The organism is Burkholderia sp. Bp9140, assembly GCF_003853425.1.
Taxonomy (GTDB): domain Bacteria; phylum Pseudomonadota; class Gammaproteobacteria; order Burkholderiales; family Burkholderiaceae; genus Burkholderia.
Genome location: NZ_QTPQ01000035.1, coordinates 70234 through 92955 on the forward strand (window position 1 = coordinate 70234; position 22722 = coordinate 92955).

Annotated in this window: 22 protein-coding genes, 1 tRNA gene and 1 pseudogene; 11 read left to right on the forward strand and 13 right to left on the reverse strand. The window is 66.1% G+C overall.

Going from position 1 to position 22722, the window contains the following annotated elements; genetic code table 11:
• Position 1: 1 nt before the first annotated feature.
• Genes DIE21_RS26740 through DIE21_RS26765 form a run of 6 tightly spaced genes read left to right on the forward strand, consistent with a single transcriptional unit; the run spans position 2 to position 6330 of the window.
• Positions 2-1015, forward strand: coding sequence for a type II secretion system F family protein (locus DIE21_RS26740; protein ID WP_124500502.1), 1014 nt, complete (start codon positions 2-4; stop codon positions 1013-1015).
• A gap of 24 nt (positions 1016-1039) precedes the next feature.
• Complete coding sequence (locus tag DIE21_RS26745) at positions 1040-1927, forward strand: pilus assembly protein (RefSeq protein ID WP_124500503.1); 888 nt, start codon at positions 1040-1042, stop codon at positions 1925-1927.
• Positions 1928-1949: 22 nt separating this feature from the next.
• Complete coding sequence (locus DIE21_RS26750) at positions 1950-2282, forward strand: DUF3613 domain-containing protein (protein WP_124500504.1); 333 nt, start codon at positions 1950-1952, stop codon at positions 2280-2282.
• 11 nt (positions 2283-2293) lie between these two features.
• Entirely contained in the window at positions 2294-4159 is a 1866-nt protein-coding gene (locus DIE21_RS26755) for a TadG family pilus assembly protein (RefSeq protein WP_124500505.1), read from the forward strand.
• Between the two features lie 17 nt (positions 4160-4176).
• Positions 4177-5568 (forward strand): sigma 54-interacting transcriptional regulator, encoded by a 1392-nt coding sequence (locus DIE21_RS26760; RefSeq protein WP_124500506.1) that lies wholly within the window; start codon positions 4177-4179, stop codon positions 5566-5568.
• Positions 5569-5622: 54 nt separating this feature from the next.
• Positions 5623-6330: a DUF2968 domain-containing protein gene (locus DIE21_RS26765; RefSeq protein ID WP_124500507.1), complete on the forward strand. Its 708-nt coding sequence runs from the start codon at positions 5623-5625 to the stop codon at positions 6328-6330.
• Between the two features lie 82 nt (positions 6331-6412).
• Here the strand turns inward: DIE21_RS26765 and hfq are convergent, their stop codons facing one another.
• On the reverse strand, positions 6413-7006 hold the full coding sequence (gene hfq / locus DIE21_RS26770; RefSeq protein ID WP_124500524.1) for an RNA chaperone Hfq: 594 nt from the start codon (positions 7004-7006) through the stop codon (positions 6413-6415).
• Between the two features lie 294 nt (positions 7007-7300).
• Between hfq and DIE21_RS26775 the strand changes: the two genes are divergently transcribed.
• The gene (locus DIE21_RS26775) at positions 7301-7582 is read left to right on the forward strand and encodes a PXPV repeat protein (RefSeq protein ID WP_124500508.1); all 282 of its coding nucleotides are present in this window, start codon (positions 7301-7303) and stop codon (positions 7580-7582) included.
• Between the two features lie 27 nt (positions 7583-7609).
• Here DIE21_RS26775 and DIE21_RS26780 read toward each other — a convergent pair whose 3' ends face one another.
• The 5 genes and pseudogenes from DIE21_RS26780 to DIE21_RS26795 form a co-directional block, all read right to left on the reverse strand.
• The gene (locus tag DIE21_RS26780) at positions 7610-8524 is read right to left on the reverse strand and encodes a DUF1571 domain-containing protein (RefSeq protein ID WP_124500509.1); all 915 of its coding nucleotides are present in this window, start codon (positions 8522-8524) and stop codon (positions 7610-7612) included.
• Positions 8525-8553: 29 nt separating this feature from the next.
• Positions 8554-10308, reverse strand: coding sequence for an AMP-binding protein (locus tag DIE21_RS26785; protein WP_124500510.1), 1755 nt, complete (start codon positions 10306-10308; stop codon positions 8554-8556).
• A 331-nt stretch (positions 10309-10639) separates the two neighbouring features.
• Positions 10640-11458 (reverse strand): TetR/AcrR family transcriptional regulator, encoded by an 819-nt coding sequence (locus tag DIE21_RS26790; RefSeq protein WP_124500511.1) that lies wholly within the window; start codon positions 11456-11458, stop codon positions 10640-10642.
• A 216-nt stretch (positions 11459-11674) separates the two neighbouring features.
• Positions 11675-11839, reverse strand: a complete 165-nt coding sequence (locus DIE21_RS37350) for a hypothetical protein (protein ID WP_185640565.1) — start codon at positions 11837-11839, stop codon at positions 11675-11677.
• A 10-nt stretch (positions 11840-11849) separates the two neighbouring features.
• Positions 11850-12047 (reverse strand): annotated as a pseudogene (locus tag DIE21_RS26795) (MFS transporter); the annotation flags it as partial.
• Between the two features lie 282 nt (positions 12048-12329).
• On the opposite strand from DIE21_RS26795, the gene DIE21_RS26800 reads away from it, so the two are divergent.
• The 3 genes from DIE21_RS26800 (at position 12330) to DIE21_RS26810 (ending at position 15392) form a co-directional block, all read left to right on the forward strand.
• Positions 12330-12872 (forward strand): GNAT family N-acetyltransferase, encoded by a 543-nt coding sequence (locus DIE21_RS26800; protein WP_124500512.1) that lies wholly within the window; start codon positions 12330-12332, stop codon positions 12870-12872.
• A 133-nt stretch (positions 12873-13005) separates the two neighbouring features.
• Positions 13006-13632 (forward strand): ParB-like protein, encoded by a 627-nt coding sequence (locus DIE21_RS26805; protein ID WP_124500513.1) that lies wholly within the window; start codon positions 13006-13008, stop codon positions 13630-13632.
• A gap of 23 nt (positions 13633-13655) precedes the next feature.
• On the forward strand, positions 13656-15392 hold the full coding sequence (locus tag DIE21_RS26810) for a SulP family inorganic anion transporter (RefSeq protein ID WP_124500514.1): 1737 nt from the start codon (positions 13656-13658) through the stop codon (positions 15390-15392).
• Positions 15393-15433: 41 nt separating this feature from the next.
• On the opposite strand, the gene DIE21_RS26815 is transcribed toward DIE21_RS26810, so the two are convergent.
• The 5 genes from DIE21_RS26815 to DIE21_RS26835 form a co-directional block, all read right to left on the reverse strand.
• Positions 15434-16384, reverse strand: coding sequence for a carbohydrate kinase (locus DIE21_RS26815; RefSeq protein ID WP_124500515.1), 951 nt, complete (start codon positions 16382-16384; stop codon positions 15434-15436).
• A 127-nt stretch (positions 16385-16511) separates the two neighbouring features.
• Complete coding sequence (locus DIE21_RS26820; RefSeq protein ID WP_124500516.1) at positions 16512-17456, reverse strand: ABC transporter substrate-binding protein; 945 nt, start codon at positions 17454-17456, stop codon at positions 16512-16514.
• A gap of 86 nt (positions 17457-17542) precedes the next feature.
• Complete coding sequence (locus tag DIE21_RS26825; protein ID WP_124500517.1) at positions 17543-18580, reverse strand: ABC transporter permease subunit; 1038 nt, start codon at positions 18578-18580, stop codon at positions 17543-17545.
• Between the two features lie 39 nt (positions 18581-18619).
• On the reverse strand, positions 18620-20173 hold the full coding sequence (locus tag DIE21_RS26830; RefSeq protein ID WP_124500518.1) for a sugar ABC transporter ATP-binding protein: 1554 nt from the start codon (positions 20171-20173) through the stop codon (positions 18620-18622).
• Positions 20160-21407: an ROK family protein gene (locus DIE21_RS26835; RefSeq protein ID WP_124500519.1), complete on the reverse strand. Its 1248-nt coding sequence runs from the start codon at positions 21405-21407 to the stop codon at positions 20160-20162. The genes DIE21_RS26830 and DIE21_RS26835 overlap by 14 nt, the downstream gene beginning before the upstream one ends.
• A gap of 360 nt (positions 21408-21767) precedes the next feature.
• Here DIE21_RS26835 and DIE21_RS26840 point away from each other — a divergent pair, with 360 nt between their 5' ends.
• Positions 21768-22271, forward strand: coding sequence for an Ohr family peroxiredoxin (locus DIE21_RS26840; RefSeq protein WP_124500520.1), 504 nt, complete (start codon positions 21768-21770; stop codon positions 22269-22271).
• A gap of 80 nt (positions 22272-22351) precedes the next feature.
• Here DIE21_RS26840 and DIE21_RS26845 read toward each other — a convergent pair.
• Positions 22352-22438, reverse strand: a tRNA-Leu gene (locus tag DIE21_RS26845).
• Positions 22439-22493: 55 nt separating this feature from the next.
• Positions 22494-22722, reverse strand: a 229-nt coding sequence (locus tag DIE21_RS37570; RefSeq protein ID WP_221622398.1) for a hypothetical protein, incomplete at its 5' end; no start/stop codon positions are given.

The following is a 22722-nucleotide window of genomic DNA, read 5'->3' on the forward strand; positions in this document are numbered from 1 at the left end:
CATGACAGCCAATCAACTTGGTTCGCTCGCACTGGTGCTTGGCGCGCTGGGCATCCTGTTGCTGGCGCTGCTCGCGATTCGCAGTGCGAATGCGCAATCGCGCAGCGGCCGGACGCTGACCAACGCGCTCGAGCGGCGGCTCGCGACGCTGGCGGCCGCGAGCGGGCGGGCAGCACAGGATGCGGACGAGCCGTTGCGGAAAGATCCGGACGCGCGGCAGGCAACCGGTCAACCGTCGCGTTTCGCGCAATTGCAGGCGCGTTTGTCGGCGCTCGGGATGCGCTGGCTCGATACCGGTATCGGCCGGCATATCGTCGCCGAAGAAGACAGATTGCTGCTCGAGCAATGCGGTTTCGTCGATACGCGCACGCGCGGCTTGTTCCTGAGTGCGCGAATCGCTTGCTCGATCGTCATTCCGCTGGCCTACATCGGCTTGGTCGGGCCGCATGCGAGCGGCACGCAGTGGTGGCTCGGCGTGGGCATTTCGTTCATCGTCGGCTTCATGGTGCCGAAGCTGTACCTGCGGCGCCGTGCCGCGAAGCGCCGGCAATCCGTCACCGACGAACTGCCGTTGCTGGTCGACATGCTGCGTTTGCTTCAAGGAGTCGGCCTGTCGCTCGATCAGAGTATCCAGGTCGTCACCAACGACTTCAAGGGAATGATGCCCGTGCTGTCGTCGGAAATGGAGATCGCCCAACGGCAGTTCGCGGCGGGGCGAACGCGCGAGCAGTCGCTGCAGCGCCTGTCGTCTGGCTTTGAAAACGAGGATCTGCGTGCCATCGTGCGATTGCTGATCCAGGTCGACAAGCACGGCGGCGCGGTCCAGGAGCCGCTCAAGCAGTTCGGCGAACGCCTGCGCGAGGCACGTCGTGCAATGCTGCGCGAGCGAATCGGCCGGCTGACTGTGAAGATGACGGGCGTGATGATCGTGACGCTTTTGCCCGCGCTGCTGATCGTGACGGCCGGTCCGGGGATGATCTCGGTGTTGCGTGCGCTGAGCCAGGCGCAGCACTGACGCGGGGAAGGGAAAGGACGGAAGATGAAACGCATCGATGAAGTCGCGAAATTGGCCGGCATGGTGGCGATGGCGGGCCTGCTCTGCGCGTGTTCGGCGTTCAAGGAAAGCGGGTACGGCGTCGGTCCGCAGGCCGAGCGTGCGGCATTGATGGACGCCGCGGCACAGAAGCAGGCGGCACCCGATACGCCCGGCATGTATCTCGGCCTGATCGAGCGGATGCAGTCGCAAGGACTGTATTACGCGTCGCTCGCGCATATCGACGCTTATGAGAAGCAGTACGGTACGTCGCCACAGACCATCCTGCTGCGCGCCGATGCGTTGCGCATGACCGACCAGCCGGCCGCGAGCACGGCCGTCTATACGCAACTGCTCAACACACCGCTGGCCGCGCGCGGCTATCGCGGGCTGGGGCTGATCGCCGGTGCGGCGGGCGATTTCCCGCGCGCCGCTCAGGCATTGTCGCAGGCGACGGTGCTTGCGCCGACCGATGCCTCGACGCTGTCGGATCTCGCCTACGCAAAACTGCGTAGCGGCGATATCGATGGAGCGCGCATCCCGCTGATGAAAGCCGCCGAACTCGACCAGAACAATCCGAAAATCATCAGCAACCTGGTGCTGTACCTGCTCGCGTCCGGTCGTACGCACGACGCACAGCGGCTCATGGCGCAACAGAAGCTGTCGGCAGACGTTCGCAACGACATCCGCGGCGACGCAATGAAAATCACGGCGGCAGCGCGTGCGTGGCGGCGCGCGGCACCGCCATCGGGCCCGGTCGCGGCGGCGACGCCGGTGGGCTCGGGCAGCGTGGTCAATGTGTCGGGCGCCGATGTCGCGCGGCGGCCGTCGCCGGTCGCAAACATTCAGGGATTCGATCCCACCGCGCCGCTGCTGCAGCGGTTCGCACAATGACAAAGCATTCGGGGGAAGTGACATGACGGACGACAAACGTTTCAATTGCCGCGCTGGATGGCTGCACCGCGGTATCGCGCTGGTTGCGCTGATGGGGGGCGCGACGGCAGCACATTGCGAGCAATCGATGCCACCTGCGTCGGAAATCGGTCATGCGACCGATGCGCTGCTCGCACTGCAGCGGGACAACCGTACGGCCGGACCGGCGTTGCCGATGCTCGGCGATACCGCGTCGCTCAGCTACCAGCGCTATCTCGATTCGTTCAAGCACAAGATTCCGGAGTCGATGGGGTCGCCGGTCAACGAGAACGGCAATGGCGGGTCTGGCGGACAGCATCCGATGCAGTCGTATTGAGAGAGGCGGCAATGAGCGCGGCTCGCCATTCATCAAATCGCGTGACCGGACGGGGCCACGCCACGCCGCGGCGCCAGCGCGGCGCGGTTGTCGTCATGGCGTCCGTGTGGATACTGCTGGCGATGGTGATTCTCGGTTCGGTCGACATCGGCAATGTGTTCCTGGCCCGTCGCGACATGCAGCGCGTCGCCGATCTCGCGGCACTCGCCGCGGTCCAGCGGCTGAACGATACGTGTGCGAACGTGACGAGCGTGGCCACGAACAATGCGTCGAAGAACGGCTTTTCCGTCGGCGGGACCACGACGCTGTCGGCCGATTGCGGCTATTGGGCACCGACGGCCACGGGCACCTCGAGCAGTTTTTATGCGTCGAAGACATCGATCCCGCAGCTCACCCAGTTGAACGCGGTCCGGGTCACGATTTCCAAGTCGATGCCGTATTTCTTCTTTGGACCGACGCGTACCGTGACCGCCACGTCGACCGCGAAGGCGACCAACATCGACACGTTCTCGATCGGCGCGACGCTGGCTGCCGTCGGCGGAGTCGGCTGCTCGGGCGTGCCGACCGGCAATCCCGGCCTGGTGAACGCGCTGCTGGGCGCGTTGCTGCAAGGCCAGGGCGGTACGCCGCTGACGCTCAATCTCGCGTCTTACCAGGGGCTCGCGTGCGCGAACGTCAAGCTCGGCGATATCGCCGTTGCGCTGCAGTCGCTGTCGGTCGGCAACGGGACGATGGGCGGGCTGGTCAATGCGCAGGCATCGGTCGGGACGTTGCTCAAGGCGATGGTGGCGGCCGTCGGGAAGACCTCCACGCTCGGCGCCACCGTGCAGTCGAGTGCCACCGGTGCGCTGAACAGCATTGCCAACCTGAGCCTGCTGAGCAATGCCGGCATCAAGGTCGCTAGCCTGACCGGACAGGGTGCCACGTCGCTGCTCACGCTCGGTCTCGCGAATGCGCAGGCGGCGGCCGACGCGAGCGTGAACGTGCTCGATCTCGTGATGGCGATGGCGCAGATCTCGCAGAGCGGCAAGCCGGGCGTCGTGATCGGCGCCAACGTGCCGCTGACGCTGTCGAACGGCAGTTCCGTCTCGATCGTACAGTTGCAGGCGCAGGTCATCAGCCCGCCGACCATCGCGGTGGGCGAAGGCGGGAAGGATGCGACCGGCGCGTGGCGCACGGTCGCGACGAATGCGCAGATCGGCCTCTATCTCCTCGTCAACCTCGGCGTGAATCCGCTGCCGGTCGTGGCGTCCGCGAACGTGTACCTGCCGCTTTACGTGCAGCTCGGGGCCGGCAGCGCGACGTTGCTGTCGACCAATTGCATGACCTTGCCGAATTCGGCCACGATCAGCGCGCAACCGAGCGTCGCGAATCTCTGTATCGGCCAGCCGCCACTCAGCGGCAATCTGCTCAACCTGCCGGCGACCTACAGCTGCTCGACGCCCGCCACCGTCCTCGACGTGCTGGTGCTCGGCGGTGCGGTCGAGGTATCGGCAACCGTCTCCAACGTGTCGGTGAATCTGGCCGGCAACACGGCGACCAACACGTTTTACGGACGGGGCGGAAGCGATCCGTCCTACTACTGGACCACCAACACGAATGCACTGGGTTCGGCCGTGAGCAATGCATTGGCGGGCCTGAGCTCGGCCACGATCACACCGAAGGTCAGTGTGTTGTTCGGACTGCTTTCCGTCACGATCACACCGGATTTCATTCCGAAACTGCTGGCGGTCCTGACCGGTGTTTTGAGTCCGCTGTTGAGTGCGCTGGACGGTATCATCGATCCGCTGCTGGATCTGCTTGGCGTCCAGCTCGGTGCCGCCACGGTGCATCAGATGTCGCTGACCTGCGGCGCTGCGCAAACTGTCAGTAATTAGAGAAGCAAGACCACCCGATGAGAACCACCTCCGCAATCGCAGAACTCGACCTGTACGTCTGGGAAGGCAAGGCGGACATTGTCGACCGCGTTGCCCGCTGCATGGCGAGCTTCGACGTCGAAGTGATCCGCGCCGACAATGCGGAAATCTCGCCGGAGCGCGCCGCATTGCGGCCGTCGCTCGCGATCATCAGCGTGACGATGATCGAAACCGGCGCGGCGTTCCTGCGCGACTGGCAGGCCAACATCGGCATGCCGGTCGTCTGGGTCGGCGCGGCGCGCGACCACGACGCGTCGCAGTATCCGCCCGACTATTCGCACATCCTGCCGCTCGACTTCACCTGTGCCGAACTGCGCGGGATGGTCGGCAAGCTCGTCACGCAGCTGCGCGCGCACGCAGCCGAAACACTGCAGCCGTCCGAACTCGTCGCGCACTCGGAGTCGATGCAGGCACTGCTGCATGAAGTCGACACGTTCGCCGACTGCGACACCAACGTGCTGCTGCACGGCGAAACCGGCGTCGGCAAGGAACGCATCGCGCAATTGCTCCACGAAAAGCATTCGCGCTACCGGAACGGCGAATTCGTACCGGTCAACTGCGGTGCGATTCCGGACGGCCTGTTCGAATCGCTGTTCTTCGGGCATGCGAAGGGCTCGTTCACCGGCGCGGTTGTTGCGCATAAAGGCTATTTCGAGCAGGCGGCGGGCGGCACGCTGTTCCTCGATGAAGTCGGCGACCTGCCGTTGTACCAGCAGGTCAAGCTGTTGCGTGTGCTGGAGGACGGCGCCGTGCTGCGCGTCGGCGCGACGGCGCCGATCAAGGTCGATTTCCGTCTCGTCGCGGCCAGCAACAAGAAGCTGCCGCAGCTCGTGAAGGAAGGCCTGTTCCGCGCGGATCTCTACTATCGGCTCGCGGTGATCGAGCTGAGCATTCCGTCGCTGGAAGAGCGGGGCGCGGTCGACAAGATTGCGCTGTTCAAGTCGTTCGTCGCGGAGGTGGTGGGCGACGAGCGGCTCGCACAGCTGTCCGACCTGCCTTACTGGCTCGCGGACGCGGTCGCGGACAGCTATTTCCCCGGCAACGTGCGCGAGTTGCGCAACCTTGCGGAGCGCGTCGGCGTGACGGTGCGGCAAACGGGCGGGTGGGATGCCGCGCGACTGCAGCGACTGGTCGCGCATGCGCGCAATTCGGCACAGCCGGTGCCGGCGGAGAGCGCGGCGGAAGTGTTCGTCGACCGCAGCAAATGGGACATGAACGAACGCAGCCGCGTGATCGCGGCGCTCGATGCAAACGGTTGGCGGCGCCAGGACACGGCGCAGCAGCTCGGCATCAGCCGCAAGGTATTGTGGGAAAAGATGCGCAAGTATCAGATATTTGACGAAGAGCCTGAGACCCGCGAAAGCGAGTAATTAATGGGATAAAATCGCGCTGAATTACAACGACACGGGCGGGAATAAAAATTCATGAGCCATTTGACGGGGTTGGGGCGAGCGTGTGTGTTGCTCGCCATGATGGGAGGCATGCAGGGCGCGGTCGCGCAGGGGTTGGCAGGCAATGCATCGCCGGCGGTACAGCAGGCATCGGCACCGGTGGCGGCGATTCCGGTGATCGATCAGCAGGTTCAGACGTCGGCGCAGCCGCAGGCGGGCGAGACAACCGGGCCGAGCACGGTCGCCGAACTGCAGCGCCAGATCCAGGCGCATTCGCTGACGGAAATGCGCACCAGCTACAACGGCAGCTACGGCGCTAGCCTGCTGTTCAGCGTGAAGGACGGTTCCTATTTCATCGCGTTGTTCCAGCAGAAGGCGTTCTGGCGCGTGATCAAGACTTACGACGAAACGCGGGCGGAAGCGATCTATCGCGATTTCTCGCGTCAGGCGGAGCGGCTGTCCGTCAACGAACTGCGTGCGGCGAAGCTGGAATCGCAGAAGGCGCAGATGGACCGGCAGATCGAAGTCACGCAGGAGCGGGCGCGGCGTCTGCAGGCCGACATCTCGATCGCACGCGAGCAGCAGGCTGCGGTCGCGGATCGCCAGAAGAGCGTCCGCAATGAAACGGCGGCGTTGCAGGCGCAACAGGCGGAGCTTCAGTCGCAACTGCGCGCATTGCAGCAGCAGGTGCGTTCGCTGCAGCGCGAGGCCGACGCGGGCTTGCCGACGACGGTACGCTGAGCGATCACGGCGCGGCCGTGCGGCGACATGCCGCGCCGGCCCACCAGGAAAAAGGGCAAGCCGGTTGGCTTGCCCTTTTGCTTTACTGGCCGTCCGGCACGATTCGCCGGCGGCGCGTGACGATCACCGGCCCGTTGCCGCCGCGTGCGTCGGACGGCGACGTGCTGCCCGATGCGTCGCCGGCATCGCGCGGCGCGCCGTAGCTTTCACGCGGTGCGCCGTAGCCTTCGCGGGGCTCGCGCGGTGCGCCATAACCCTCGCGTGGTTCGCGGGAGCCATAGCCTTCGCGCGGCTCGCGCGAACCGTAACCTTCACGCGGCTCACGCGAGCCGTAGCCGCCGTCGCTGCGCGATTCGCGGGCGCCGCCGTGCGAACCGTACGGGCTGTGGCCGCCGCCTTCGCGGCCGCCGCCCGGCCGACCGCCGGTACGCGGGCCGCGGGGACCGCCGCCGCCCGGGCGCGAGCCGCCCGTGTCGAGCTGGATCGTGGAAATCGCACGCTTGTAGATGCCTTGCAGACCCACGGGGGTGCGCAGCATCACCAGGTACTGGTCGAACGACTCGATACACCCCGTCAGACGAATGCCGTTGACAAGATAGATTTCAACACGCTTACGTTCCTTGCGCGCCGAATTGATGAAGTCGTTTTGCGGATGGGATTCTGCGGGATTGGCCATTGAGGTGCGGCAGGAGCCTGCGTCAGAGAATATGTTGTGCGTGTGTGTGGCGTGTTCGCCCACCAAGTGTTTGGCGGGATTTTACCCTGTTCGTTCCGCCAGCGCGCGGTCGTGATTGTGTCGAACCGTAACCCACTATAGACGTTCCCATGCGTTTTCGCGATTCGGTCAAATGGCTAGTGCCGTTTGGTTACGTCGCGTTACGACTCTCGCAACGGCGTAGCACCTGGCGGCACGCGGCGGAATTACATTCGACGCGCGTGCCGGGCAGGCCGGCGGATCAGGGAAGGGAACATGAGCAAGAGGAGCTTGGCGGTGTGGATCGGAAGCGTGGCGTTGCTTGCTTCCGGCAGTGCAATGGCGGGGCACGTCGACCTGTCGGTGGGCATAGGCGTGCCGGTCGCGCCGGTCTATGTCGCGCCGGCGCCGGTCTATGTGGCGCCACAGCCGGCGGTGGTCGCCTATCCGGGTTACGGATACGGTTACTACGGCGACGAAGACGACGACGGCTACCGGAAATGGCGCAAGCACTATTACAAGCATTGGCGCAAGCATCACGACGATGACGACGACTGAGCGCGACGTGCGTGGCGCCGGTGACGATCAGAACGCGTAGTCCGGGTTTTTCGGGTCGAACGCAGATTCGTCGAGCGTTGCCGGCGCGATTTTCTCGATGATGATCCGCTCGAAGATCCTGCCGTCGTTGTCATAGGACTCGACAGTCCGGAAGTAGGGCGCGTGCAGGTCGAGCCCGAGGATTTCCTTCTTCGCGTAGAACTGCGGCCGGCCGGTCGGCGTCTCGTAGGTGAGCGCGACGACGCGCACGCCGCCGATTGTCTTCGCCTCCACCTGCGTCGGCCGCTGCACGCCGGCTTCCTGGTATTTCCTTCCTTCGGTCAGGTACAGGTTCGTGATGAACTCGGTGCCGAGATCCTTCACCTGGTGATTCGACTGCGCGCGTGCGAGTGCACCGTCGAGTGCCGTCCACAACGGAATCTTGCCGAGCAGGCCGCCGAGATGGCCGTACATCTCGTCCTTGCGCCGGGTCGTGTCGTAGATCGTCTCCTGCCCCGCGTGCGCGCCGCCTGGCAGCCATTTCGCATATACCCGCAACGGCTCGCGGGTGGTCTTCACGAGCATGCGGTCGGGCGTGTCGGACCATTTTCCGCTGATGCGTTCCTGACGCACCATCGTGAACTGGTACGACGGATAGCCGTTGGGACCATTGCGGATGTAGAACGGTACGGCGAGCGGATCGAGCGCCCTGAACAGCGCCGTGAGCGTCGCGTCGTCAAGTTGTGCGAGCGTGCCGCGCTGTGCGGCTGCGCGCAGCCAGCGCGCCTGCTGACTGACCGGCTCGCGCGTGACTTTCGCCAGTTCCGGCGGTAGCGCGGCCTCCGGTGTCGCGCTCGCGGCATCGGCCGTTTCCTGCGCATGCAGGCCCGGCTGCGCGAGCAGCAGCATGCAGGCGACCGCGGCGGCGGCATGCGCCGCGCGGCGCTTGTTTCCCTCGTTCATCGACAGCGTCTCCTCGAGCGATGCGGCGTTCAGCCCTGCTTCGCGGCCTTGATCCTGGCGAGTTCCTCGTCGCGCAGCGCGCGGCGCAGGATCTTGCCGACGTTGGTCTGCGGCAGCGCGTCGCGGAACTCGACGAACTTCGGTATCTTGTAGCCGGTCAGGTTCTTGCGGCAGTGCGCGAGCACGTCGTCGACCGTCAGCGCCGGGTCACGGCGCACGACAAAGACCTTGATCCGTTCGCCCTGTACGTCGTCCGGGATACCGATCGCAGCCGCTTCGCTGATGCCCGGGTGCGTGACCAGCACTTCCTCGATCTCGTTCGGATACACGTTGAAGCCCGAAACGAGGATCATGTCCTTCTTGCGGTCGATGAGGCGGATGAAGCCGCGCTCGTCCATCACGCCGATGTCGCCGGTGCCGAGCCAGCCGTCGGCGTCGATCACCTTCGCGGTTTCGTCGGGACGCTGCCAGTAGCCGCGCATCACCTGCGGACCGCGCACGCACAGCTCGCCTGGCTCGCCGACGGCGGCCCAGGTGCCGTCCTCGTGGCGAAAGCGCACGAGCGTCGACGGCGCGGGCAGGCCGATCGAGCCGCTGAACGCGGCCATGTCGTTCAGGTTCACCGGATTCATGGTGACGATCGGCGAGCATTCGGTGAGCCCGTAGCCCTCGACGACCGGCCGGCCCGTGACTTGCTGGAAGCGCTCCGCGACGGCGCGCTGCATCGCCATCCCGCCCGCCATCGCGAGCTTGAGCTTCGAGAAGTCGCGCTTGCGGAATTCCTCGTTGTCGAGGAACGCGTTGTACAGCGTGTTGATGCCGGTGATCCCGGTGAAGGTTTCGTTGCGGATGATCTTCATCACCATCTTCATGTCGCGCGGGTTCGCGATCAGGATGTTGCGCCCGCCGAGCCCCATGAAGATGAACGCGTTCACCGTCAGCGAATAGATGTGATAGAGCGGTAGCGGCGTCAGTACGGTCTCGACGTCGCCCGAAACCTGGTCGGCGATCCACGCCTTGGCCTGCAGCAGGTTCGCGATCAGGTTGCCGTGCGTGAGCATCGCGCCTTTCGCGACGCCGGTCGTGCCGCCCGTGTATTGCAGGAACGCGAGATCGTCGCGCGTCACCTGCACCGGCTGCGCTTTGCCGCGTGCGCCGAGCGCGAGGGCGGAGCGCAGCCGGATCGCCTGCGGCAGGTTGTAGGCCGGCACGAGCTTCTTCACGTGCTTCAGCACGAAATTGATCAGGCGTCCCTTCGCATTGAAACCGTCGGCGAGCAGGTCGCCGAGCGCGGTGACGAGGATGTTCTTCACCTGCGTTTCCGGCAGGGCGTCCTGAAGCGTGCGCGCGAAGTTCTCGAACACGACGATCGTCTGCGCGCCGCTGTCCTTCAACTGATGTGCGAGTTCGCGCGCGGTGTAGAGCGGATTGACGTTGACGACGATCGCGCCGGCCTTTAGCGTGCCGAACAGCGCGACCGGGTACTGGAACGTGTTCGGCAGCATGATCGCGACGCGGTCGCCCGGCTTCACGCCGGTGCTTTGCAGATACGATGCGAACGCATCGACTTTCTGCGCGAGCGTGCGGTAGGTCATCGATGCGCCTGCGCTCACGTAGGCGACCCGCTCGGCGAAGCGCGTCGTGCATTCGTCGAAGAACTGCACGAGCGATGCGTATTGCGTGACGTCGATCTCGTGCGGCACGCCGGGCGGATACGACGCGTACCAGATGCCGTCGCTGTTCGGCGGGAGCTGGGCCGGTTCGGTTGCTGCGGATGATGACATGATGTGTCTCCGTGTCGGTGAGAGTTAGCGCTTTAGCGCTTACTCTCACCCCATGCTTCGCGGTCGGTGAAGAGTTAGCGCTTTAGCGCTTACTCTCACCCCATGCTTCGCGGTCGGTGAGAGCTGGCGCTTTAGCGTTCAATCTCACCCCATGCTTCGCGGTCGGTGAGAGTTAGCGCTGCGTCGCTGACTCGTACCCGTGCTGTTTTCGTCGGCGAAAGCCAGCCAGCCTTGGCTCCCGCCGCATGACATTCGTTCGGCCCGAGCCAGCGCATCAACGCCGGCCCGGGCCGCATGTATCGTGAAACGCCGCCTGCGCGGCCTGGCGCGATCAGCTCGCCGAATGCACCGTTGCCGTATCGGCTGCGGCCGCACTCGACGCCAGCCCGAACGCTTCGCTCGCGCCTGCATCGTCGAGCACGGCCGCGAAGATCGACAACTGCGCGCTGTCGGGCATCGGCGCCTTCAACGCGGCGACGATCAGTGACGAAAGCCGCGCGATCATCTGCACGTCGTTCATCGTCCGGCCTTGCGAGAATTCGTCGATCAGGCTTTCGGTTTCGGCACCGGCCAGCGCGCCGGACAGCGCGCCGATCGCGAAGTGCAGCCGCCAGCCGAGTTCCGTGCGCGGCAGATGCGGCAGCGCGCGCTGGAACGAATCGAAGAAGCGGCCCGCGACGCTCGCATAGTGCGCGGTCAGGAAATTGCGCACGAACGGCGACGGGTCGGTGTACGCGCGGCCGATCAGCCGGAGGAAGGCGGGGCCGCCGCGATCGGGGTCGCGCGACGCCTTCAGCGCGGGAATGAACATCGCACCGAGCACGTGCTCGCAGGTAATGTGCGCACCGAGTTGCGCATCGAAGCGGTCGAGGATGCCGAGGCGTTCCTGGTTGAGCTGATCGAGCCGACGCGACAGCATCGCGTGGATCAGTGCTTCCTTGCTGCCGAAGTGGTAGTTGACCGCGGCGAGGTTCACCGCCGCGCGCGACGTGATCTGCCGCATCGACATGGCTTCGAAGCCATGTTCGATGAACAGGTCCTCGGCCGCATCGAGAATGCGCGCCTTCGTCCCGCCGGTTTGCCGATTGCCGGATGACCGCGTCCCGGACGACCGTCCCGCGGACGGTCGTCCCTCTTGACTTACTGCCATGTCCCGCCTCCCAATGCCGGTCGCCCGGCCGCGAACAGGTGATTTGTTTGTCTGATTCAAACAGTCGTTTTTATTAAGATAAAAAAACGCGGGCGGCGCGGGCAAGCGGGGAATCTGGACAAATTCCTCTAGTTCGATGTGCAGGTGCGGAAAACATCGCATGTCGCCCCGGCGGGACGAGGCGCACGCGATGGTGCAATGCGGCAACACGCGGGCTCAGCCGACGGTGGTACGCGTATTGACGGATTGCGTCATGTCGATGCCGCGCCGCTCTCGGCTGAACAGGATCAGCACGGCAATCACGACGGCCACGATACCGGCCACGAGTGCCAGCGCGAAACCGTAGTTGTTGCCCTGCGAAACCGCGAGCGATGCCTGCATCGTCGCATTACCGGCCGAAGATCAGCGCGCCGATCGGGCGCATCGCGAGCGTCAGCGTGAGCGCGAACGCGACGGCGGGGATCGTCGACGCGAATTCGGCGGCGATGTCCTTCAGCACGAAGACCATCAGGAAAAAATCGAACGCGTCGAGCGTCCACCCGAGGTAGGCGGCGATCGTGACGTTGCGCTATTCGCGGGTCCAGCTCATGTCCGAGGTCTCCTCGTTGGCTTGCGCGCTCACGATCTGCAGGCGGATGCCGGCCCGGCTTGCGCGCGGCGCGGGGGGCATGGCTCGAGTGTGGGCCGCGGTGCCGTGCGATGTGGGGCGCGATAACCGCGAATCGGGAATAATCCCTATGAAATGAACTATTGAGAAAACTGAAACGGAGCCGCGCGAAACAAGCGTCAGGCGTCTGTATCATTCCGGAAGGCATTTTGTAGCAGTGATGTCATGCGCGCGCTGCGCATCGCCACCGAATCAGGAATCCCGATGACCGAACCATCCGTTGCCACGTTGCCCGTCCTGGAGACCGAGCGGCTGTGGCTGCGCCCGCGCGTGCTGGCCGACCTCGACGCGAGCATCGAGATGGATCGCGATCCCGAGGTCACGCGGTACATCGCCGGCCCGTGGCACGATCCGGGCGAACACCGCCGCTTCGTCACGCACCGGATCACGCGCGACTATCCGCCGGGGCTCGGCTACTGGTCGATCTTCGAGAGGGCCATGCCCGACGCGTTCATCGGCTGGATCCTGCTGATTCCCGACTATGCGGACGGCGCGCGCGACGTCGAGATCGGCTGGCGGCTTGTGCGCGCTGCGTGGGGGCGAGGCATCGCGAGCGAGGCGGCGGCGGCCGCCGTGCATCACGCATTCGACACCGTGCGGCTGCCGCGCGTGATCGCCGATATCGCGGAAGCGAACCAGGGCTCGCTGAACGTCGCACGCAAGCTCGGGATGCGGCGCGTGAGCGTCGTGCACGACGGGATTCCTTACGTGCGTCATCGTCTCGAGCGCGACGACCTGCGCGCATGACGTGGCAACGCGACGCGGCTGCGCGGCTTGCCGTCAGCGATGATCAAGCGCATGCGTATCGAGGTCGAGACGTATTAACGGTTCGCACGATCAGGAGTATCGTTGCCGGAAATTCGCAACATGGGGTACGACCATGGCACTCGGCAACGACGTTCATCTCATTCCCGTCCGGCTCGACGCGCTGCGTCCGACGCAAATGACGGTCGGCTATCGCGAGGTGAAAGCGAAGCGCAAGCACTGGAAAACGCTCGACAAGCGTGCGCGCAAGGCCGCGATCGAATCGCACTGGTTTCCGGCCGTCCTCGGCCCGGGCGGGCTTCATTACATCACCGATCACCACCATCTCGGCCTCGCACTGATCGAGGAGGGGGAGACGCGCGTGAACGCGATGCTGCTGAAGGATCTGTCCTGGCTCGATGACACGATCTTCTGGCGGATGATGGAACACAACCAGTGGGTGCACCCGTTCGGCGCGGATGGCTCGCGTCGTGACTACGCGCATCTGCCGAAGGTGCTGACGGGGCTCGAGGACGATCCGTACCGGAGCCTCGCGGGCGAACTGCGCACGGCCGGCGGCTATGCGAAGGATGCGACGCCGTTCAGCGAATTCCTGTGGGCCGACTACCTGCGCCAGCACGTGACGCTCGACCAGATTCGCAAGAACTTCTCGAAGGCGCTCGATATCTCGCTGCGCCGTGCACACGACCAGGACGCGCGCTATCTGCCCGGCTGGTCGGGTGTCATCGCCATCAAACCCTGATACGGCCCGGTGCCTGCTGCCTCATGACGACCGCCCCGACCCGTCCGGATGCCGGCCCGCAGCATCCCGAGCATTTCGCTGCACTCGATGCGGCAACGCCGCCGCCCACGCGGCGCATCGGCCTCGATGCGCTGGCCGGCCTGTCGATCGCCGGGCTGCTGATTCCCGAGGCGGTCGCGTATGCGGGGCTCGCCAACCTGCCGCCGCAGGCCGGTCTCATCGCGCTGCTGTCGGGACTCGTCGTCTACGCGCTGACCGGCAGCAGCCGCTTTGCGATCGTGTCGTCGACCTCGTCGTCGGCCGCCGTGCTCGCGGCGACCGTGCTGGCCGAATCGGGGATGGCGCTCGCCGCGCAACTCGCGCTGGCGGCCGCACTCGTCGCGATGACCGGCGTGCTGTTCATCCTGGCAGGCGTCGCGCGGCTCGGCGGCATGTCGGATTTCGTCGCGCGTCCGGTCCTGCGCGGTTTCACGTTCGGCCTCGCGCTGACGATCGTCATCAAGCAGTTGCCGAAGATCCTCGCGATTTCCGTGCAGCACGGCGATGCGCCGCATGTCGCGCTCGAGCTCGTCATCGGCGCGCCGCATGCGAACCTCGCGAGCGTCGCGCTCGGCGCGACCGCGCTCGCGCTGCTGTTCCTGCTCGGGCGCAGCAAGCGCGTGCCGGCCACGCTCGTCGTGATCGTGCTGGCGATCGCGGCAGGCTACGTGGTCGACTGGAAGCAGTACGGGATCGCGATCGTCGGCCATATCGACTTCCAGCATATCGAGTTCGGCCTGCCGCCTCTCGACCGCAACGCGTGGATGCAGACGATCGAACTCGCGTTCGCGTTGATGCTGATCCTGTATGCCGAGTCGTACGGATCGATCCGCAACTTCGCGCTGAAGCACGGCGACAGCGTGTCGGCAAATCGCGATCTGGTCGCGATCGGCTGCGCAAATCTCGTGTCGGGGCTGCTGCACGGGATGCCGGTCGGCGCCGGCTATTCGGCGACTGCGGCGAATGAGGCGGCTGGCGCGCAATCGCGCTTCTCGAGCCTGTGGGCAGCCGGCGTGGTCGCGCTGATCGTGTGGCTGCTGCTGCCGCAGCTCGCACGCACGCCGGAGCCCGTGCTCGCGGCGATCGTGATCTTCGCGGTCAGCCATTCGCTGCATCCGTCGGTGTTCCGGCCGTACTGGGACTGGCATCGCGACCGGCTGGTCGTGGTCGCCGCGGTGCTCGCGGTGTTGGTGCTCGGTGTGCTGCATGGGCTGCTCGCGGCGATCGGCGTGAACCTGCTGCTGACGCTGCGCAAGCTGTCCGAGCCGAACGTCAGCGTGCTCGGCCGGCTGCGCGAGAGCCACGATTTCGTCGATGTCGCGATCCACGAGGACGCGAAACCGGTGCCCGGCGTGCTGATCGTGCGGCCCGAGGCGCAGCTGTTCTTCGCGAACGCAGACCGGATGCTCAATCGCGTGCGCGCGCTGATGAAGGCCGCGCCCGCCACGCATGTCGTGATCCTGAGTCTCGAGGAAACGCCGGATGTCGACGGCACGACGATCGAGTCGTTGCGCACGTTCGCGGCCGAATGCGCGGCACGCGGGCTGCAGCTTGCGATCGTGCGGATCAAGGAGCACGCGCTGCATGCGCTGCGCCGCGCGGCGGACGATACGCTGCGCGACGATGCGATGTCCGAGCTGAGTGTCGACGAGAGCCTGCAACTGCTGCAGGCGCGCGGTCATGGTGGTAATGGCGGTAACGTCGGGAAGGGCGGCACGTGACTCGGCGGTGCGTATGCGCGCCTGATGCTTTCCGATGCAGCCTAATGCGATAGCGCGGCGTCGGCCGGTTCGGCGGTCGCGCGGCTGGCCACGACATCGGCAACTTCGGCAGCCGTCGGAGCATACGCGCCTGCATGCGCACAGGCGACAGCAGCGCAGGCTGCCGCGTAGCGCAGATGGCCGGCGATCGATGCGTCGGGGTGCATGAGCTGGCTGGCGAGCCAGCCGCCGATGCTGGCGTCGCCGCAGCCGACGGTGTCGGCGACCTCGGTCGCGAACGCCGGCTGGAACAGCGCGATGTCGCGATGCAGGAGCTGCATGCCGGCCGCGCCGCGCGTGACGAGCACGGTCGCGTCGGGCGCCCAGGCGCGCAATTGCGCGAGCGCGGCGGCTTCGTCGAGTTCGGGGAACAGGCCGCGCAAATCCTCATCGGACACCTTGATCCAGTCGGCGAGACCGGCCAGCCGGCGCAGCGTGTCGGGATTCGACGGCGTGGCCATCGGCGCGCGATAGTTCGGGTCGAACGAGATCCGCCTGCCGGCCGCGCGTGCAGCCTGCACGACCTCGATCAGGCGCGACGCGAGCGGCTCGCGCACGACGCCGAGCGAGCCCACATGCACGATCTCGGCAGCGTCAAGCGCCCCGTCGGGCAGGTCGGCGGGATCGAACGCGAGATCGGCGCTGTTCTCTCCGATGAAGAAATAGTCGGGCGGCTGTTTCGACACGACCATCGCGAGCAGCGGCGCGCGGTCGACCTGTCGCATGAAGCGCGGGTCGAGCCCGGCATCGGCGCTCCTGCGCATCAGTTCGTCGCCGAAGATATCGCGGCTGACCGTGCCGGCGAACGCGGTCGGCACACCGAGCCGCGCGCCGACGCGCGCCACGTTCCAGCACGAGCCGCCGGCGACGCTGCGCCAGTGCTGCGCGTCGTCGCGGATGAAATCGGTCAGCGCTTCGCCGAATACGATCAGGCGGGGGAGCGTCGTCGTCATGTCGAAACCTTGTGCCGCGGCGTGTCGCGCGGCGGTGCAGCGGTTGAGGTGAGCGGACGGGCAGGGCCGGCGCCGCGCGCGGCGACGCGGCCCGGCACCGCCCGGGGGCGCAGGTCGCAGCGTGCGCTCAGCGCGGGCTGCTCCAGCCCTTGTAGCCCTTCACGTTGTCGCGCGTGATGAGCGTCGGCTCGATCAGGATCATCGGGTTGGCCGGCTTCTGGCCGTTCATGATGCCGTAGCCGACGTTGACGGCCTGCTGCGCCATCGCCCACGGATCCTGGCTCGACGACGCCTGCACGAGCGTGTTGGACTTCAGCGCCACCTCGATGTCGGGTGCGCCGTCGACCGACGTGATCACGATGTTCGGGCGATTCAGCTGTTTCGCCGCGAGATCGCTGCCGATCGCCTGCGGGTCGTTGATCGTGAACACGCCGTCGAGCTTCGGAAAGCGCGTCAGGTAGCCCTGCATCGTGTTCATCCCGCCTTCGCGCGAGCCCTTGCCGTCCTGGTCGCTCGACAGCAGCTTGATGCCCGGGTTCTTCGCGAGCACGGTCTTGCAGCCGTTCACGCGATCGATCACGGCCGACACCTGCGGGCCGTTCTCGATGATCACGTTACCCTTGCCGTTGAGCTTCTTCGCGAGGTAGTCGCACGCCAGCTCGCCTGCCTTCACGTTGTTGGTCTGCACGGTCGCGTTCGCGCCGGCGGCCGCGACGTCCACCGCGACGACCGTGATGCCGGCCGCCTGCGCCTTCTTCACCGCCGGCTCGATCGCCTTCGGGTCGGTCGCGTTGAGCAGGATCATGTCGACATGCGCGGAGATGAAGTTGTCGATCTGCGTGAACTGCTTGTTCAGGTCGTAGTCGGCCGACACCGCGGTGACCTTCGCGTTCGGGTTGAGCTGTTTCGCGCGCGCTTCGGCGCCTTTCACGATCGTGACGAAGTACGGGTTGCCGAGCGACCCGACCGTGACGCCGATCGATTTCAGCGGCTTGTCGGCTGCATGGGCGGCGGCGGTGCCGAATGCGAGCGCGCAGGCGACGGCGGTCAGGGCGGCTTTGTGCTTGAACATGTCGTTGTGTCTCCGGAAGGTCCGTTGGCGGACGGGCGCAGGAGGACCTGCCTGCGCCCTGGTGGTTGAATGGTGAGGGATGCGTGTCAGGTGCGGGCCGAGTCGCGCTGGCGATAGCGGTCGAGCGCGACGGCGCCGATGATCACGAGCCCCTTGATGATGTACTGCCAGATGTCGGACACGCCGAGCAGCACGAGGCCGTTGGTCAGCACCGCGATGATCAGTGCACCGATCAGCGTGCCGACGATCGAACCGACGCCGCCGACGAAGCTCGTGCCGCCGAGGATCACCGCGGCAATCGCATCGAGTTCGTACGACTGGCCGAGCTGCAGGCCGTTGGCCGCATAGAGCCGCGCGGCCGACATCACCGCGCCGAGACCGGCGAGCAGGCCCGAGGCCGCATACACGAACAGCTGGATCGCCCGCACGTTGATGCCCGACAGCCGTGCGGCTTCCGGGTTGCCGCCGACCGAATAGATCCGCATCCCGAGCACCGTGCGGCGCAGGATGAACCACGACAGCGCGATCACCGCGCAGGCGATCACGACGAGCCACGGCACGCCGAGGATCGTGCCGTTGCCGATGAATGCGAACGGCAGTTGCGGGTTGAAGACGGTCGTGTCGTTGCCGATCAGTCGGGCGACGCCGCGCACGGCCGTCATCGCGCCGAGCGTGACGATGAACGGCGGCAGGCGCAGGAACGAGATCAGGCCGCCGTTGATCGCGCCGAACACGAGGCCGACGACGAGTGCGATCGGCACGCCGAGCCAGCCCCAGCCGGGGATGGTCGACGCGAGCAGCGCGGCGACGGCCGACGCGGCGAGCACCGAGCCGACCGACAGGTCGATGCCGCCCGTGAGGATCACGAACGTCATGCCGGCCGCGAGCACGATGTTGATCGATGCTTGCTGCGTGACGATCGACAGGTTCTGCAGCGTGAAGAAGCCGTCGGTCAGGAACCCGAAGCCGATGCACAGGACCAGCAGCACCGGCAGCATGCCGGCGGTGCGCATCAGCGACTGCATGCGCGCGCGATGATCGGCGCCGCGCATCAGCGGCGTACGGTTGGCCACCGGATGGGCCGTCGCGGAAGCGAGGTTCCGCTGCTTGGTCGGGTTGATCATGTCGGTACCTGGATATAAGAGAGGAATGAAGGGCCGTGGTCAGTGCGCGTCGGCGAGTTCGGCCTGCGAGCCGGTGGCGAGCGCGATGATCGCTTCCTGCGTGATGGGCGTGTGCGTGTGGCCGCCGAGTTCGCCGGCGATCTCGCCTTCGCGCATCACGAGCACGCGGTCGGCGACGCCGATGATTTCCGGCAGCTCGCTCGAGATCACGATCACGCCGACGCCCGCGCGGGCCAGTTCGTTGATGATCCGGTAGATCTCGGATTTCGCGCCGATGTCGACGCCGCGCGTCGGTTCGTCGAGGATCAGCACGCGCGGCTTCGTCTCGAGCAGGCGCGACAGCAGCACTTTCTGCTGGTTGCCGCCCGACAGCGCGCCGACGTTCACGTTCGCGTTCGGCACGCGGATCGACAGCGATGCGATCGCGTCGCGTGCGCGTTCGGCACCGCGTGCGAGGTCGAGCGCACCGAGCCGCGCATCGCGGTTGCATACGGAGATGTTGATGTTGTCGCGCACGCTCATGTCGAGGAACAGGCCCTGGCGCTTGCGGTCTTCCGTCAGGTAGACGAGGCCGGCGTCGATCGCGTCGCGCGGCGAATGCGCGCCGAACGTGCGCTCGCCCAGCTTCACGTCGCCGCGCGTGCGCGGCTCCGCGCCGAAGATCAGCCGCGCGAGTTCGGTGCGGCCCGCGCCGACGAGCCCCGCGATGCCGAGCACCTCGCCGGCATGCAGGTCGAGGCTGCAGCCGCGCACGCGCTCGGCGTCGGCGATGTCGCGCACCGACAGCAGCAGGTGGCCGGGGTCGTACGGCGCATGTTCCTTCTTGTAGAAACCGGAGATGTCGCGACCCACCATCATCGCGACGAGCCGCTCGGCCGACAGCGATTCGCGCTCGAGCGTGCCGACGTACGATCCGTCGCGCAGCACCGACACGCGGTCGGACAGTTCGTAGATTTCGGCCATCCGGTGGCTGATGTAGATGATCGCGAGACCTTCCTCGCGCAGCTGGCGGATCAGGCCGAACAGGTGCTCGGTCTCGCGCGACGACAGCGGCGTCGTCGGTTCGTCCATCACGAGGATGCGTGCACGGGTGTGCACGGCGCGCGCGATCTCGACGAGTTGCTGCTCGGCGATCGACAGCGTGCCGACGAGCGTGTCCGGACCGAACGGTGCACCGAGGCGTGCGAGCACGTCCTGGCAGCCGCGCGCCATCGCCGCGCGGTCGATCGTGCCCCAGCGCCGGTTGCCGCGCCGCAGTTCGCGGCCGACGTAGATGTTTTCCGCGACGGTCAGGTTCGGCGAGAGGCACAGCTCCTGGTAGATCACCGCGACGCCCGCATCGCGCGCGGCGAGCGGGCCGTCGACGTCGATGCGCTCGCCGTCGATCAGGATCTCGCCGCCGGCGTCGGCGCGGTATGCACCCGACAGGATCTTCATCAGCGTCGATTTGCCCGCGCCGTTCTCGCCCATCAGCGAATGGATCTCGCCCGGATAGACGGTCAGGCTGACGTTGTCGAGCGCGCGCACGGCCGGAAACGTCTTGCTGATCCGGCGCATCTCAAGCAGCGGTCGGGGCGACTCAGATTGCGACATGGTTGACCTCCTGCGATTCGGTGCGGGCGCCCTTGAGGATGCCGGCCCGCGGGGAGAAGTTGAAGAACATCGGCAGTGTCGCGGCGCCGATCGCGCCGGCGTCGGCGCCGAACGTGCCGCGCACGAGCGTCGGGGTGCCGCGTGCTTCCGGCGCGGTGGCGACGAGGGCCGCGCGCAGGCGGGTCGTCACCGCATCGAGCAGGCCGGCGTCGGTATCGGCGTCGAGCACCACCACCGGCGCATCGACGACGCACAGCACCGCGCGCAATGCCGGTGCGAGCGCGTCGACGCAGTCGTCGATCCATTCGTCGACCGCCGGCAGGCCGCGCGCGATGCAGGCCTCGAGGTCGGCGCGGTTCTCGACCGTCTCGCCGTGATGGCGCAGATGGCGCACGAGCGCATGCAGCGACGCGCGGGCGAGCAGGATGTCCCACGGGCCACGCGGCGGCGGTGCGGACGCCAGCCGGCTCGGCGGCACGGGAATCACGGCGATGTCGCCGGCATTGCCGGTCACGCCGCGCAGGCAGTCGCCGTCGATCGCGATGCCGCCGCCGATCGCGGGACCGATGAACAGGTACACAAAGTCGTCGCACTGCCGGCCGTACCCGTAGAACAGCTCGGCGATCGCGGCCGCGTTGCCGTCGTTTTCGCCGAACACGGGCAGCGAAAGCGTGCGCCCGAGGTCGCTCGCGAAATCGATGTCTTCCCACGCAAGGAACGTATCGGGGGCGAGGCCGAGCTCGCGCATCCATGCGCCGAGGTTGTACGGCTGGGCGACGCCGACGCCAGTCAGGCGTGCACGTTCATGTTCGGGGAGCAGATCCTGCATCGCATCGATGTCGCGCCGCACGATCTCGAGCACGTCGGCGGGCGGGGGGAGCAGCGTGTCGTGCGAGCGGCGGCCGAGCACGTCGCCCGCGAAATTGACGAGCGCCGTCTCGATGCGCATCCGGTCGAGATGGACGCCGATGCCGAACGCGCCGCGCGGATCGAGACGGATCAGCGACGCCGGCTGGCCGCGCTGGCCTTCGGTGCGGCCGGCGAACTGGATCAGCTTCGCGTCGGCCAGCGACGCGATGATGCTGCCGACCGCCGTGCCCGTCATGCTCGCAAGGCGGGCGAGGTCGGCCTTCGACGCGCTGCCCGCACGGCGCAGCGTCTTCAGCAGCAGGCGCTCGTTGTAACGGCGCACGTTGGCCGAGTTGCTTCCCTGGCCGATGTGCGGGCTTCTCATGGCGTCTCCTTCCATGTTGCGTCGGCTGTCGACGCATTAAATAAATCACGTTGATTTATTTAACCGCGTGAGCGGCGGCGTGTCAGCCTAGGGAAATCCCGGTTTCGTCCGGAGATGAAGGCGGGGCGTGGGTTTGCGGGCCGTGGGCGGACGGTGCGCTACCGGAAATTTTCGAATTCGTCTGATGGATTTGCTGCTTGCCGTGCGTCACGATTGCCCGTCGGGCTGCGTATGACACGACGGCCCGAACGCGGGGCGATGCCTGCCGGGGCCGGGTGGAGCGGCACCGGCTGGGCCGCTTGTTCATTCGACGCGGTGCGGCGGAAGTCGTCCTGCGTCTGTTCTATTCGGGAGAAAAACATGCATCGCGCGACGCGTCCCTCGATATCGCTCCTCGATCCTTACACCGGCAGCGAACCGCTGCCGCTTTACGCGACGACGGTGACCGTCATCGGCGGCGAATCGGCGCATGGACGATCGTCCGGGCATGCGCGTTCGGCAACCGGCGAGCTCGATGTGTCGTTGCGCCTGCCGGTTGAACTGGGCGGCGCGGGTGGCGGCACGAATCCGGAGCAGCTGTTCGCGGCCGGTTTCGCGGCATGTTTTCATGGTGCGTTGACGCTGGTTGCGACGAAACGCCGGATTCGACTGCCGGCCAATCTCGTGATCTCGGCCAGTACAACGTTTCAGCGCGACCCTGCGGATGGTTTGTTTGCGATCGCGCTCGACGTCGAGGTCAGCATGCCGGGGGTTGGCGCCGATGATGCCCGTGAGCTCGTCGCGGAGACCGAGGCGATTTGCCCTTACGCGAAGATGGCGAGGGAGGGGATTCGGCACACCGTGCGCGTCACCGGGACGGTATGAGCGCGATGTGAGGGGGTATTGCGCTTCCGGAGCGGAAATGAAAAAAGGCCGGCTAAAAGCCGACCTTTTCAAAAAACAGATGGTGCCCAGGAGAGGACTCGAACCTCCACGATGTTGCCACCGCTAGGACCTGAACCTAGTGCGTCTACCAATTCCGCCACCTGGGCACGTTTCGCTTGCTGCGATGCGAAGACCGCTATTCTAGCGTGTCTGAAGGATCTGTCAACAGTATTTGAGGTCGCGAACCAAAACAATTTGATGGTTTGGTTGCGGCGCTAGGGAGGAGGGCATGTGCGGCAACACATCGTCGATGCATCGTGACGTCAGTGCGCGAATAAATGCTGCCGTGAGTGCGCGTGTCGATTCGACGCCGGTGTCAAGTCCTGGAATAGGTTGACAGTAGTTTTGACCTAAAACGCCCGATGCACCGCATCGGGCGTTTTGTATTTCA

Excerpts from the sequence above, each read along its gene's own strand:
- DIE21_RS26780 (WP_124500509.1), bottom strand. The coding sequence starts at position 8,524 with ATGAACGAGGGAAACAAGCGCCGCGCGGCGCATGCCGCCGCCGCGGTC.
- hfq (WP_124500524.1), bottom strand. The coding sequence starts at position 7,006 with ATGGCCAATCCCGCAGAATCCCATCCGCAAAACGACTTCATCAATTCG.
- DIE21_RS26805 (WP_124500513.1), top strand. The coding sequence starts at position 13,006 with ATGGCACTCGGCAACGACGTTCATCTCATTCCCGTCCGGCTCGACGCG.
- DIE21_RS26825 (WP_124500517.1), bottom strand. The coding sequence starts at position 18,580 with ATGATCAACCCGACCAAGCAGCGGAACCTCGCTTCCGCGACGGCCCAT.
- DIE21_RS26835 (WP_124500519.1), bottom strand. The coding sequence starts at position 21,407 with ATGAGAAGCCCGCACATCGGCCAGGGAAGCAACTCGGCCAACGTGCGC.
- DIE21_RS26760 (WP_124500506.1), top strand. The coding sequence starts at position 4,177 with ATGAGAACCACCTCCGCAATCGCAGAACTCGACCTGTACGTCTGGGAA.
- DIE21_RS26775 (WP_124500508.1), top strand. The coding sequence starts at position 7,301 with ATGAGCAAGAGGAGCTTGGCGGTGTGGATCGGAAGCGTGGCGTTGCTT.
- DIE21_RS26800 (WP_124500512.1), top strand. The coding sequence starts at position 12,330 with ATGACCGAACCATCCGTTGCCACGTTGCCCGTCCTGGAGACCGAGCGG.
- DIE21_RS26820 (WP_124500516.1), bottom strand. The coding sequence starts at position 17,456 with ATGTTCAAGCACAAAGCCGCCCTGACCGCCGTCGCCTGCGCGCTCGCA.
- DIE21_RS26790 (WP_124500511.1), bottom strand. The coding sequence starts at position 11,458 with ATGGCAGTAAGTCAAGAGGGACGACCGTCCGCGGGACGGTCGTCCGGG.
- DIE21_RS26750 (WP_124500504.1), top strand. The coding sequence starts at position 1,950 with ATGACGGACGACAAACGTTTCAATTGCCGCGCTGGATGGCTGCACCGC.
- DIE21_RS26840 (WP_124500520.1), top strand. The coding sequence starts at position 21,768 with ATGCATCGCGCGACGCGTCCCTCGATATCGCTCCTCGATCCTTACACC.
- DIE21_RS26830 (WP_124500518.1), bottom strand. The coding sequence starts at position 20,173 with ATGTCGCAATCTGAGTCGCCCCGACCGCTGCTTGAGATGCGCCGGATC.
- DIE21_RS26810 (WP_124500514.1), top strand. The coding sequence starts at position 13,656 with ATGACGACCGCCCCGACCCGTCCGGATGCCGGCCCGCAGCATCCCGAG.
- DIE21_RS26785 (WP_124500510.1), bottom strand. The coding sequence starts at position 10,308 with ATGTCATCATCCGCAGCAACCGAACCGGCCCAGCTCCCGCCGAACAGC.
- DIE21_RS26815 (WP_124500515.1), bottom strand. The coding sequence starts at position 16,384 with ATGACGACGACGCTCCCCCGCCTGATCGTATTCGGCGAAGCGCTGACC.
- DIE21_RS26765 (WP_124500507.1), top strand. The coding sequence starts at position 5,623 with ATGAGCCATTTGACGGGGTTGGGGCGAGCGTGTGTGTTGCTCGCCATG.
- DIE21_RS26740 (WP_124500502.1), top strand. The coding sequence starts at position 2 with ATGACAGCCAATCAACTTGGTTCGCTCGCACTGGTGCTTGGCGCGCTG.
- DIE21_RS26745 (WP_124500503.1), top strand. The coding sequence starts at position 1,040 with ATGAAACGCATCGATGAAGTCGCGAAATTGGCCGGCATGGTGGCGATG.
- DIE21_RS26755 (WP_124500505.1), top strand. The coding sequence starts at position 2,294 with ATGAGCGCGGCTCGCCATTCATCAAATCGCGTGACCGGACGGGGCCAC.
- DIE21_RS37350 (WP_185640565.1), bottom strand. The coding sequence starts at position 11,839 with ATGCAGGCATCGCTCGCGGTTTCGCAGGGCAACAACTACGGTTTCGCG.